Source organism: Methylophilus sp. (assembly GCF_008015755.1).
Classification (GTDB): domain Bacteria; phylum Pseudomonadota; class Gammaproteobacteria; order Burkholderiales; family Methylophilaceae; genus Methylophilus.
Genome location: NZ_SSGF01000002.1, coordinates 41,537 through 54,602, shown reverse-complemented (window position 1 = coordinate 54,602; position 13,066 = coordinate 41,537). Strand labels below are relative to the sequence as shown.

General features: G+C 52.1%; 9 protein-coding genes. 6 read left to right on the top strand and 3 right to left on the bottom strand.

Annotated elements, in window-relative coordinates:
- Positions 1-33: 33 nt before the first annotated feature.
- Positions 34-2,250 carry a 1,4-alpha-glucan branching protein GlgB gene (gene glgB / locus E6Q52_RS00525; protein WP_292817305.1) on the bottom strand — a complete coding sequence of 739 codons (2,217 nt, stop codon included), beginning with the start codon at positions 2,248-2,250 and terminating at the stop codon, positions 34-36.
- A 216-nt stretch (positions 2,251-2,466) separates the two neighbouring features.
- On the opposite strand from glgB, the gene glgC reads away from it, so the two are divergent.
- The 4 genes from glgC to E6Q52_RS00505 are packed head-to-tail and all read left to right on the top strand — an operon-like array spanning position 2,467 to position 7,959.
- Positions 2,467-3,789, top strand: a complete 1,323-nt coding sequence (glgC, locus tag E6Q52_RS00520; RefSeq protein ID WP_292817303.1) for a glucose-1-phosphate adenylyltransferase — start codon at positions 2,467-2,469, stop codon at positions 3,787-3,789.
- A gap of 42 nt (positions 3,790-3,831) precedes the next feature.
- A complete protein-coding gene (locus E6Q52_RS00515) occupies positions 3,832-5,538 on the top strand; it encodes a glycoside hydrolase family 57 protein (RefSeq protein ID WP_292817301.1) in 1,707 nt (568 codons plus the stop codon).
- A 29-nt stretch (positions 5,539-5,567) separates the two neighbouring features.
- Entirely contained in the window at positions 5,568-7,037 is a 1,470-nt protein-coding gene (gene malQ / locus E6Q52_RS00510) for a 4-alpha-glucanotransferase (RefSeq protein WP_292817299.1), read from the top strand.
- Positions 7,030-7,959 (top strand): ROK family protein, encoded by a 930-nt coding sequence (locus tag E6Q52_RS00505; protein ID WP_292817297.1) that lies wholly within the window; start codon positions 7,030-7,032, stop codon positions 7,957-7,959. The genes malQ and E6Q52_RS00505 overlap by 8 nt, the downstream gene beginning before the upstream one ends.
- Here E6Q52_RS00505 and queG read toward each other — a convergent pair.
- Complete coding sequence (gene queG, locus E6Q52_RS00500; RefSeq protein WP_292817295.1) at positions 7,956-9,059, bottom strand: tRNA epoxyqueuosine(34) reductase QueG; 1,104 nt, start codon at positions 9,057-9,059, stop codon at positions 7,956-7,958. The two genes, E6Q52_RS00505 and queG, sit on opposite strands and share 4 nt — an antisense overlap.
- On the opposite strand from queG, the gene tsaE reads away from it, so the two are divergent.
- Both tsaE and E6Q52_RS00490 read left to right on the top strand, forming a co-directional pair.
- Positions 9,058-9,516, top strand: coding sequence for a tRNA (adenosine(37)-N6)-threonylcarbamoyltransferase complex ATPase subunit type 1 TsaE (gene tsaE / locus E6Q52_RS00495; protein WP_292817293.1), 459 nt, complete (start codon positions 9,058-9,060; stop codon positions 9,514-9,516). The genes queG and tsaE overlap by 2 nt on opposite strands.
- Positions 9,507-10,841: an N-acetylmuramoyl-L-alanine amidase gene (locus tag E6Q52_RS00490; RefSeq protein ID WP_292817291.1), complete on the top strand. Its 1,335-nt coding sequence runs from the start codon at positions 9,507-9,509 to the stop codon at positions 10,839-10,841. Before tsaE ends, E6Q52_RS00490 begins: the two co-directional genes overlap by 10 nt.
- A gap of 667 nt (positions 10,842-11,508) precedes the next feature.
- Here the strand turns inward: E6Q52_RS00490 and E6Q52_RS00485 are convergent.
- Positions 11,509-13,032 (bottom strand): helicase-related protein, encoded by a 1,524-nt coding sequence (locus E6Q52_RS00485; RefSeq protein WP_292817289.1) that lies wholly within the window; start codon positions 13,030-13,032, stop codon positions 11,509-11,511.
- Between the last annotated feature and the right edge of the window lie 34 nt (positions 13,033-13,066).

Genomic DNA, 13,066 nt, shown 5'->3' with positions numbered 1-13,066 from the left:
CTGCAAGTCTGCATTTTCAACCAGTTTAACCAGCTATTGTAACTGAAGTATGACACCAGCCAGCGGCGGCAAGTTAAGGCTGATAGAGGCTGGATGTTCCATCCATGGGATGGGATCACTTTGACAGCCATGACCATTACCGACGTTGCTGCCACCATAACAGGCGGCGTCACTGTTCAACACTTCCTGATAGTAACCGGATTGTGGGACACCCAAACGATATTGATGGCGCGGCACTGGTGTGAAATTTAACACTATTATAACAAAACTATGGTCATTGCCGCGTCTGATGTAGCTCAATATTGACTGGGCTGCATCCTCGCAATCGATCCATTGAAAGCCTTGCGGATCAAAATCATGTCCGTGTAGCGCCGGATGCTGGCGATACAGCGTGTTCAGGTCTCGATTCAGCGCCTGTATGCCTCTGTGCAGAGCATGATCGGGTGTCAGCGCTTCCAGTAAATGCCAGTCCAGGCTCTGGTTGACACTCCACTCGCGTTTTTGGCCGAACTCGTTACCCATAAAGTTAAGTTTTTTACCTGGCATCGATATGTGCATGGTTTGTAACAGACGCAAGTTGGAAAATTTTTGCCAGGTATCGCCAGGCATTTTTTCTAACAGTGATTTTTTGCCATGCACAACTTCATCATGTGAGAACGGCAGCACAAAGTTTTCAGAATAAGCATACATCTGACCAAATGTCAGGCGGTTGTGATGATATTGGCGATAGACCGGATCCAGCTGCATGTAGGTCAAGACATCATTCATCCAGCCCATGTTCCATTTCATGTTAAATCCCAGGCCGCCAGCATAGACCGGGCGTGAAACCGCTGGCCAGGCAGTGGACTCTTCGGCAATGGTGAGTACACCCGGAAAACGTTCACCAACCATGACATTGAGTTGTTTTAAAAATTCAATCACATCCAGATTTTCGCGTCCGCCATAAGCATTTGGCAGCCATTCGCCATCTTTACGCGAATAGTCTAGGTAGAGCATAGAAGCCACGGCATCTACACGCAGGCCGTCAATGTGAAACTCTTGCAGCCAGTAGTAGGCGTTGCTTAGTAAAAAACTACGTACTTCATTGCGGCCATAATTAAAAATATAGGTGCCCCAGTCCATATGTTCGCCCAGCCTGGGGTCTGCATGCTCGTAGAGTGCAGTGCCGTCAAAGCGCGCCAGCGCCCAGTCATCCTTGGGGAAATGTCCAGGCACCCAATCGAGAATCACGCCAATATTGGCCGCATGGCAACGGTCAATAAAATACTTTAAATCATCTGGGCTGCCATAGCGTAAGGTCGGTGCAAAGTAACCTGTGACCTGATAACCCCAGGATTCATTGAGTGGATGTTCGGCAATCGGCAACAGTTCTATGTGGGTGTAGCCCATATCGACTACGTGCGGAATCAGCGTCTCTGCCAGCGCGCGGTAGTTCAAAAAGTGACCATGATGGTCGCGTTGCCAGCTACCAAGGTGTACTTCGTAGCAGTTAAACGGCGCATGTAGCCAGTCATACTCACGGCGATGTTGCTGCCAGGCGTCATCTTGCCAAGTGTACTTGCTTTGACAGATGCGGTTAGCTGTTCCCGGCCTTGCTTCAAAGGCTTTACCATAAGGATCGGCTTTGACCATCACGTGGCCGTGTTCGCGATTGCGGATTTCAAACTTGTATAAATCATGCTCGGTGAGGTGCGGAATGAAGAGTGACCACACCCCGCTGCTGCCCATCACTCGCATCGTATGTACGCGACCATCCCATTGGTTAAAGCTGCCGACCACGCTGACGCGCTCGGCATTGGGCGCCCACACTGCAAACCGCACGCCCGGCACGCCATCAACCGTCATGGGGATGGCGCCCAGTGTATTGTAGGCTTCAAATAACCGGCCTTCAGCAAACAAATGCAGGTCTTCAGCTGACAGGGTGCTGTCCAGGCTATACGTGTCTATTGTTTCGTAGCTGCTCGTCTGACCTTGTAATTGAATTTGCAGTGCGAGCGGTGTGTTGACAGTTGTGGTGGATATGTAAAGAAAAAGGCCTTGCTGATGACTGCGTGCCATCGCTTGCCACGAGCCATTCACCTTGACTGATACCTTGTCGGCATTGGGCAAAAAAACACGCACATGCCATGGCCCTTGCGCACCCTCTGCGTGCACACCCAAGTATTCAAAGGGGTTGTGATGTGTTGCGTTTAAAATACGTTGCAGATGCAAGGTGTCGGGATGGTGTGATGCTGAAGGTTTGGTTGTCATGCTGGCAATGTCCGTTTGACTAACCTCAATCCTATCAAAAAAAGTTAAGATTTACGTCATTTATCGCTGAAAATATCGTTGTCTTTACCCGAATTATCATGCAGACTGTGGGTGTCGGACCTGCGGTTACCATGCCTTGTTTCGTGTCTCCCTGAACGTACATCGCTGCGCATGACTTCGGGCTGATTTTCAGGATCAGAAAACAGGAACAGCATCATGTCTCAAGCAGCAGAGTTTATCGAACGTCGTAAAAGCAACCGGCGGCAAGAACGTCCTTCTGACCGCTTTATTAGCAATCTGACCAAAAATACCGTCGCGATTATCCTGGCCGGTGGTCGTGGTAGTCGGTTGAAAAACCTGACTGACTGGCGAGCGAAGCCTGCCGTACAGTTTGGCGGCAAGTTCCGAATTATTGATTTCCCGCTTTCTAATTGCATCAATTCCGGCATCCGTCGCATCAATGTCGCTACACAATACAAGGCGCAGAGCCTGATTCAGCATGTGCAACGTGGCTGGGGCTTTTTGCGTGGCGAATTTAACGAGTATGTGAATATCATCCCGGCGCAACAACGGTTAGGCGAGGAGTGGTACAAGGGTACGGCAGATGCCGTATACCAAAACATCGACTTGTTGCGCGAAAATGGCGGTGAGTATATTTTAGTGCTGGCTGGTGACCATATTTATAAAATGGACTACGGCAAAATGCTCGCAACCCACGCCCGTAGTAACGCAGACATGACCATCGCCTGCATTAATGTGCCACTGGAGGACGCTAAAGGATTTGGCGTGCTGGCGGTAGATAGCACCGACCGTGTGGTGGCGTTTGACGAGAAGCCTGCGCATCCGAAGCCGACGCCGAATGACCCTGAGGTGGCATTCGCCAGCATGGGTATTTACGTATTTAACGCTAAATTTTTATATGAGCAGTTGATTCGGGATGCTTATGACCGAAAATCAAACCATGACTTCGGTCAGGACATTATCCCTTACATCATCAAAAAATATAAAGTACAAGCACATCGATTTGTCGATAGTTGCGTCGGGGCACAAAGCGATAATTATTACTGGCGTGACGTCGGTACGATCGATGCTTACTGGGAAGCCAATATGGAGCTGACCAAGGTTATCCCGGAATTGAATCTTTATGACAGCGACTGGCCAATCTGGACTTATCAGGAGCAGTTGCCACCTGCCAAATTTGTGTTTAAAGACGATGGTCGTACCGGCAAGGCAACAGATTCACTAGTCTCAGGGGGCTGCCTGATTAGCGGCTCCTCGGTGTCTAACTCAGTTTTATTTTCTGGCGTGCATGTCGCTGATTATTCAGATCTGGATGGCGCGGTGGTATTGCCTAAAGTCAAAATCAACGAAGGTGTAGTGATGCGTAATGCCGTGATTGACCGTGGTTGCGAGATTCCGGCCGGTATGCAAATCGGGGTAGACCTTGAACGCGACCGAAAGCGTTTTTACGTGTCTGAAAAAGGCATTGTACTGGTCACCCCGGATATGCTGGGGCAGGATCTATACCGTGTGAAGTAGTAATCACATCTAGTGAGGTAACGATGGAAAAGAGAGTGCAGGATGTCCGATAAAAAATTGTTGTTGAATCTGTATTGGCACATGCATCAACCAGACTATCGTGATCTGGTCACTGGTGAGTATGTGTTGCCATGGACTTATCTGCATGCGCTCAAAGACTACAGCGATATGGCATATCACCTGGAGCAGAACAAAGTGGCCAGGGTGAGCTTCAATTTTGTGCCGATTCTGGTTGAGCAATTACAGGATTATGCCGAGCAGTCAAAGACTGGCAAGTGGCGCGATCCTTTGTTGCGCTTGTTGGCCAACTCGGATTTAGACAATATCACTGATGCTGAATGCCAACTGATTGTGGATAGCTGCTTTAAGGCGCACCACGAGAAGATGCTCAGCCCGTTTCCGCATTATCAACGCCTGCTGAAGCTGTATGAAGAGGTCGCACCTATCATGCAAAGTGGGCAGTTTCATTATCTCTCAGCACAATATAAAGCCGATTTGCTGGTCTGGTATCACTTGGCCTGGACCGGTGAAGGCTTGCGGCGCAAGAATAAAACGGTACAGGCGCTCATGCAAAAAGGCCTGCTGTTTACGCTTAAAGATCGTCAGGCACTGTTGGCCGTGATCAGCGAAACCTTGCAGGGCATTTTGCCGCGCTACCAGGCATTGCTGGCCAGAGGCCAGATTGAGATGTCTACCACGCCTTATTATCATCCGATTTTGCCGTTGCTGATTGACCTGAAAAGCACGCGTGATGCCATGCCGGAGGCACCGTTGCCGCATTCGGCGAATTATCCGGATGGCTATACACGTGCCATTGCGCATGTAGAGGCCGCGCAGCACTATCATGAAAAAATATTTGGCAAGAAAGCCACTGGCATGTGGCCAGCCGAGGGGGCCGTCTCGCATGCGGCACTCTCGCTGCTGGCCGAGCAAGGGGTGGCTTGGGCCGCGACCGGGCAGGGCGTACTCGCTAATAGTTTGCGCAAACTGGGACTGGCACATGAACAAGCGCAAGACTATCTTTATCAGCCTTATAAAATCACTAACGGCCAGCAAGACATCGTGTGCTTTTTCCGCGATGATCACCTGTCTGACAAAATCGGTTTTGAGTACTCCAAGCAATACGCCAGTGAAGCGGTGCATGATTTTGTGCAGTCACTAGAGCATATTCTTGCCAGCAGCGAGGATCAAACGCCAGTGGTCAGCGTGATTCTGGATGGTGAAAATGCCTGGGAATATTATCCCTATAATGGCTTTTATTTTTTGCAAGAGCTTTATCAGGCGCTGGCGAGCCATGCCGATATCCAAATGACCACTTTCAGCGATATTCTGGCCATGCAGCAGACAAAGCAGCTGCCTGAGCCCAAACTACTTAATGATGTTTGTGCTGGCAGCTGGGTATATGGCACCTTTAGTACCTGGATAGGCGAGCCAGCGAAAAACCGTGCCTGGGATCTGCTATGCGAAGCCAAACGTCAATATGACCAGCACGTACATGAGCTCTCGGCGACTGCCAAAGAAAAATGCCAGCAGCAATTGGCGCTGTGCGAAGGCTCTGACTGGTTTTGGTGGTTTGGTGACTATAACAACGCGCAGAGTGTGCAAAGCTTTGACCAGCTATACCGCCGCAACTTGAGTAATCTCTATCAGTTGCTGGGCCTGACGCCGCCAGCGCATTTATCGCAACCCATCAGCCTGGGTGGTGGTGATGCCGAAAATGCAGGCACCATGCGTCGCGGGCAATCCTGACCCATTTTATTTTTCTGAATGCCAATCTCATGACACAAGCTAGACAAGCCGGTGTGCTGCTGCATATCACCTCGTTACCTGAGGGCAATCTTGGCCCGGATGCTTACCGTTTTGTCGATAAACTGGTGGAAATGGGCGTAGCTATCTGGCAAACCCTGCCAGTCAATCAGCCACATGGCGACCAATCGCCTTACCAAAGCGTATCGGCACATGCCGGGCATACCGGTATGATCAGCGCCAGACAGTTGCTGCAAGAAGGCTGGTGCCTGCCTGAAGAGGTTGCGCTACCTTTACCTGCCTTAATGGCTAAAATCATGTCGCGTGTGCAATCTGGCAGCGCGCCGACTAAAGCAGATGGCCGTGGCTTTACCTGGCCTGGCTTTGCCCGTTTTTGTCAGACGCAACATTACTGGCTGGAAGACTTTGCCTTGTTTTTAAGTTTGCGCGAACAGCATGCGCAGCAAAGCTGGCAGCAATGGCCAGAGGCGTATCGTTTGCATGATGTGCTGGCCTTGCAGGCATTTGCAGATGCGCACGAAGCGCAACTGACATTGATTAAATTCACCCAATATGTATTTTTTCAGCAATGGGCGCAGCTTAAAACCTATGCGAATCAGCGTGGCATCAAGCTGTTTGGCGATATTCCGATTTTTGTCGCCTACGATAGTGTCGATGTCTGGGCGCACCCCGAGTGGTTCAAGCTGGATGCCGCGCTTAATATGACTGTCGTGGCCGGCGTGCCGCCTGATTACTTCTCAGAAACCGGCCAGCGCTGGGGCAACCCGCACTATGACTGGCAGGTGATGCAAGCCGATGGCTTTGCCTGGTGGCTGGGCCGCATTGATACCCAGGCGCAATTGTTTGATGTTCTGCGTATCGACCATTTTCGTGGGTTGCAAGCAGCGTGGGAGATTCCGGTACTCGAGCCCACGGCTATCAACGGCAACTGGCAGGAAGCACCAGGCCATGCCCTATTGCGAGCCATTACCGAGACTTTTCCGCAACTGAGCCTGGTGGCCGAAGATTTGGGCATCATCACAGATGAAGTGGATGCCTTGCGTCATGCGTTTGACTTGCCGGGTATGAAAATCCTGCAATTCGCGTTTGGTGGCGGTGAAGATAATCCTTATTTGCCAGACAATATCGAAGAAAACAGCGTCGCTTACACCGGTACTCACGATAACGATACGACGCTAGGTTGGTATCAATCCGCGCCAGAGCACGTGCGCAACCACGTTCAACACTATTTAACCCAGCATGGCATTCAAGCATCGCATGAGATGCCAATAGCGCTGATGCAACTCACTTTTAATAGCGTCGCGAGCCTGGCGATTGTCCCTATGCAAGACATTTTGGCATTAGATAGCCAAGCGCGCATGAACACCCCGGGCACCATAGAAGGCAATTGGTCTTGGCGGATGGCTTGGGACCAATTAAGCGATGATAAACTGCAACGATTCAGACAATTAGTAGAAGAAAGTGATCGTGTGCATGCCTGAAGCAAATGCGGTATATCGATTGGGCTTGGATGTTGGCGGGACGAATTTGCGCCTGGGCGTGTTTTCTGATCTGGTGCTGGTTGAAGAAACCCGCTTTCAGGCCAATTACTCAGCCATTTGCAAGCAATATCCGCCAGCCCAAGCCTGGCAAACCATTTTGCAAGTGACGGCAGATGCGATTCGGCCGTTACTGCACAAATATCCAGCCATTCATTCCTTAGGCATCGGTTTTCCAGGGTTTATTGATCCCAATACAGGCGTGCTAGCGCAATCGCCTAATTTGCCTGGGCTCAAAGAGGTGAATCTTGGCCACGATCTTTCTAGCTTGCTGGGCGTGAACGTCCGGGTTGAAAACGACGCTAACGCCGCCGCTTATGGTGAGTATTGTCAACTAGACCGGCCAGCTGGTGGTTTGCTCTATGTCGGCCTAGGCACTGGCGTGGGCGCTGGGCTAGTGGTCAATGGCCAAGTGTGGGTAGGGCATCATGGTTATGCATTAGAGGCAGGGCATATTATTGTCGTGCCCGAAGGGCGTTTGTGCGGTTGCGGCAATCAGGGTTGCGTCGAGCAATATGCCTCTGCCACAGGCATCAGCCAGGCTTACGCAGACCTCACCGGCCAAACGCTGACTGCCCAGGCGATTGCCGAGGTCGCGCAACAAGGCGATAATCATGCACAGGCCGTGTATGCCGATGCTGGCAGCAAGCTGGCGCAAATGCTGGCCAGCGTGCTCAAAGTGGTGGATGTCGAAAATGTACTGATCGGCGGTGGTGTGGTGGCGGCCTGGCCGTTGATGTCAGCGGCATTTGAGCAGAGGTTTGATCATGATTTGATCCCAGTCTTGCGCGGTAAAGTGACTGTGCAGATTACCTGTTCTGGGGATATCGCTGGCATGCTGGGGGCTGCGTTGTTGGCGGCTTAAACGCGCTGGTGCTGATGCTGTCCCAGCGCCCAGGCGACATGCTCGCGCACCAATGCGTTTTCATCCTGTTGCCTGGAAGTTAACGCATGAATCACTGCTGGCGAGGTCGGGGCGTTACCCAGCCCAACCGCTACATTGCGTAGCCACTGTATGTATCCTATGCGGTAAATCGCACTTCCGGCCATGCGTGCCGCAAACTCAGATTCTGTCCAGGCAAAACAATCCACCAAGTCATTGCTATCCAGCCCATTGCGCACGGCAAAGTCGGCCTCTTGCGTGTGCACTGCAAACTTGTTCCACGGGCAGATGAGCTGGCAATCGTCACAGCCATACACGCGGTTGCCGATCAGTGGCCGTAACTCAAGTGGGATGCTGCCTTTGTGTTCAATGGTCAGGTAAGAAATACAGCGCCTGGCATCCAACTCGTAAGGCGCGACAATAGCGCGGGTAGGGCAGATGTCGATGCAGGCTGAGCAACTGCCACAATGTGCGGTGGTCGGCGGGTCTATGGGTAACGGCAGGTTGGTATAAATTTCGCCCAGAAAAAACCATGAGCCCTGCTGACGGTTGAGCAATAACGTATGTTTGCCACGCCAGCCCACGCCTGCTTTGGTTGCCAAAGCGACTTCCAGCACGGGTGCGCTGTCGGCAAAAACGCGATATTCAAAACTGCCATAAGTGTCGCTGATACGCGTGCATAGTTGTTGCAACTTGTTTCGCATCACCTTATGGTAATCACGGCCCATGGCATAGCGGGCCACATAAGCCTTATTCGGGCTTTCCAGTACTTGCCAGCCATCAGCCGCGTTTTCTGGCAGATAATTCAGGTTAACCGAGATCACACGCAACGTGCCGGGCACCAATTCTGCCGGGCGGCTTCGCTTGGTGCCATGTTTTGCCATATAATCCATGTCGCCGTGGTATTGTTTGTCTAGCCAGTTTAAAAGATCAGGCTCGGCGGCAGACAAATCAGTATCGGTAATGCCTATGCTGCCAAACCCAAGTTCTCGCGCCCAGGTCTTGATGGTTGCTGCCATTTCTGCAGCAGCCTCCTGATCAGGTAGTAACGGTGTTGGGCTTGGATGTGATTGATGTGACATGACAGAAACGTATTCTACACAGATTTTAAAAGACGAAGCAGCGACCGTACAGGCGGCAGCCGTGTTGGCAACGCAGTTGAGGCCTGGGCAGGTGATTTACCTGCATGGCGATCTTGGTGCGGGCAAAACCACGCTGGTGCGCGGCATTCTGCACGCGCTGGGCCATGTCGGCAAGGTCAAAAGTCCGACATACACCATTGTTGAGCCATACAATCTAGCCCTCGCTTCATGTTACCATTTTGACCTGTATCGCTTTCAAGACCCCGAAGAGTGGGAAGCGGCCGGGTTTAGAGATTACTTCAATACCAGCAGCATTTGCCTGGTCGAATGGCCAGAACGTGCCGATCAGGTGTTGCCCCCCGCTGATATAGAAATACACTTTGATATTTTGCCGCACGGCCGTGTGCTGCATATCACCAGTCAGCACGTGCTGGCGTTGGAAGGACTATGCCAGTAATCCGCAAGACTTTAACCTTATGGCTGCTCACAGCCGTATTCTCAGTCGTGAGCAGTATGGTGCAAGCCGCCGAAGTGATTCTGGCTAACCTGCAACAACATGGCAGCCAGGTGCAGGTGGAGTTACTGCTAGACCAGCAAGTCAAATACCGCGTATTCACGCTGGATAACCCGTTCCGTGTGGTGATCGATATGGATGCGGTGGCGATTAGCCCGACCCTCAAAGCCTTGCCATTTCAGCTCGATGCGCAACATTCTTACCTGTCCAAGATTCGCATCGCCCCGTTTACCGAACATACCACGCGCTTGGTGTTTGATATTAAGTCCGACATCAAACCACTGGTCACCGATATGAATGCAGGCAGCTCGCAACAACGGTTGGCGATCAGCATTGCGCCTGCCACGGGCAGTGCAGAGCCTGCTGCCGTCACGCCAGTGCTGACACCTTCCAAGCAGTTGCAGGAAGTACCGCCAGCCAATAGTGAAGACAAATCGGCCGAACCGGCAACCCCGCCAGCGACCACCAAAGAACCTGCCAGCGAGGCGCCAGCCGTTACCGCAACGACGGAAAAACCAGTCGACAAGCCAGTGGTTGCCGATAAACCAAAACAAGCCAAGCCTGGCCAAAAGCTGATCACGATTGCTGTCGATGCCGGTCACGGCGGTGAAGACCCGGGTGCCAGGGGGGCCAACGGCAGCCATGAGAAAAATATTACGTTGGCGATTGCGCGTAAGCTCAAGCAGCAGATCGATGCTGAAGATAATATGCAAGCCATCCTGATTCGTGATGGAGACTATTTCGTACCACTGGGCGATCGTGTGAAAAAAGCGCGTGCCGCCAAGGCTGACCTGTTTATTTCTATTCACGCCGATTCGTTTGTGAATAGCACCGCCAAAGGCTCATCGGTGTTTGCGCTTTCAGAACGCGGCGCCACCAGTGCCGGGGCGCGCTACCTGGCGAAAAAGGAAAACGCGGTGGACTTGATTGGTGGTGTATCGCTGGATACGCGCGATATGGATTTGGCGCGCACGCTGCTCGATTTATCGCAAACCGCAACCATTCATGACAGTATTCGTATGGGTAAAGCTGTGCTAGGGCGTATTGCCAAAATCAATACCCTGCATTCCAAATACGTGGAACAGGCGGCGTTTGCGGTGCTCAAATCACCGGATATTCCATCGATTTTGGTGGAGACTGCGTTTATCAGTAATCCGGATGAAGAGGCCAGATTAAATGATGACGGCTATCAGGATAAGTTGGTGAATGCGATTTTGACTGGCGTGAAGTCGTACGTGGCGACGAATCCTTCGTTTGCTAAAAAGTAACTCTGAGATTGATTGATGCTTTTTCGCCTCTCAGCGAGTCACTTTCTGGTGCTTGCCCCTCAGAAAGTAACCAAAGAAGAGGGCACCCAGCCATCACGGCCTGCGGCTCCCTTGCGTTGTTGGCTACGGCCGCTACGCTTAATATCGCTGCGCGAGTTAGCCTACGCCGTAACAGACTGCTGCGCAGTCTTAGTTATCAACAAAATAAGCCGGTCACGAAACTCGCCCTGACAAGCCACACACTTCGTGGCTTGTTGCGGAGCTCAGACAGTCGCTCCCTCTATTCTTATTTTATTTCCGCTACTCAGCGTGATGGAATGGGATTCATCTCGCTAAACTCACATTGACGAGATTTGGACGCTTTAAAAATCAGATTCTTTTTCTTCAATCCGCTTCCGATGGCAGTCGCATGGTGTTCGGGGGCCCCATCTGCCGCGCCGAGCAACGCAGGATTGGCGGGGGCCTTCGGTCATCGGCTATCCGAATCCCGCAGCAGCTCACGCTTTGTGTGAGCTGCAAGGTTGAGTTTCGATGGCCGCCCACTTTGGCGAGCAACGGAGGGAACAAGCGGAAGCTGGGGTGTCTTGTTCTTTGTCTTCTTTCTTATGGACAAGCATAAGAAAGAAGGGTCGCCGAAAAGGCGAAATGGATCACTCATAAAACCACTTTAGCGATACTGAGCCAATTCCGCTTCTCTCTGCGTCTTCCCATACCCCGCCTGCACCCTCAACGCCCGGCTAATATAAGCATTGAGCTTGCTTCTCGCATCATCAATCAATGCGCTATCCAAGAAAATCTGCGGATACTGATACGACAACCAGCTATATAAACTCAAATGCTGGCAAATTAATTCAGCTTGCTCCAGATATTGTGCCTGCTGCCCATTAAGCCAGTCCGGCATATTTGGTAATGCCCGTGGTTGTTGGGTAGCGACAGCTTCTACACATTGCAAAAAATAATCCCGTGCAATCGGCACCTGTATCGCCAGTGGCGCGCACATCAGGCGGTATTTGTCGCGCATGCTGAGTTTGGGCGCGACGTCGTCTATGAGTAAAGCTTGCTGGTGTTGCAGGGGCGTGACTTGCCATTGTAGGCTGGTTGCGTCATGTTGCCGCTGATATTGCGTTTGTAAATACGCCATACACTCCGCCAGCCGCCAGGTGGGGATTTTTTGACTCAAGGCTTCAATGTCGCCACTACCAACCGCCATCGGTAGTGCAAATAGCGGTGCGGTATCGTCTACTTGCAACATGGCTTGCAGATGCCATTGCTCGTCCTCCTCCAGCACGGTCACGTAGCCCGTGTCATAGAGGCCGTGGCGACCAGCGCGGCCTGCAATCTGGCGCATTTCGGTGGCATTGAGCGGGCGCGGGGCGATGCCGTCAAACTTGTGGATATTGGCAAAAATAACGCGGCGGATAGGCAGGTTGAGGCCCATGCCAATCGCATCGGTCGCCACCAGTATTTGTGCTTCTCCATTAGCAAAACGGGCGGATTCACCACGCCGGACTTCTGGTGACAGCGCACCATAAATAGTGGCAACACTTAATCCCCATTGGCGAATACGTGCTGCCAAGGTGAGTACATCTTTGCGGCTAAAGGCGATAATGGCATCGCCGGGCTGCAAGGCCTTGTGTAGCTTGGCCGCATGGTAGCGGGTGCCGCAAATGCTATGGTCTTCAATCAGCAGCGGCGTCATGCGTTGCAAGTGGGTGAGGGTATAAGGCTCGCCCAGCGCATCCAGCACGCGGGTGCAACTGGCGGTTACGCTGTTGGCACCGCAGATAAATACCTGTTTGGCGGGGACGCCAAGCAAGGCAGCCGTCCAGGCGCTGCCACGGTCTGGGTCCATCAGCATCTGGATTTCATCAATCACAGCGACGTCTACCGCCATGTCTGGCCGCAGCATTTCAATGGTAGACGCGGTATGTTTGGCGCCCGGCACCATCACACGCTCTTCGCCGGTGACCAAGTTGCAAGGCACGCCTGCTTGCATTAATCGGTCACGCACTTCCATTGCCAGTAAGCGTAATGGTGCCAGGTAAACGCCAGACGAGGCCTGGCGCAAAGTTTCGAGCGCCTGATAAGTTTTACCGGAGTTGGTGGGGCCGACATAAAAATGGTGTTGGCGTTGCATCTGGCGCGCAAGGCGAAAGCGCGACAAATAATCCTGGTATACGGCGAGAGACATAGCAGCCATTCTAGCAAAACAGGTAAAATGGCGT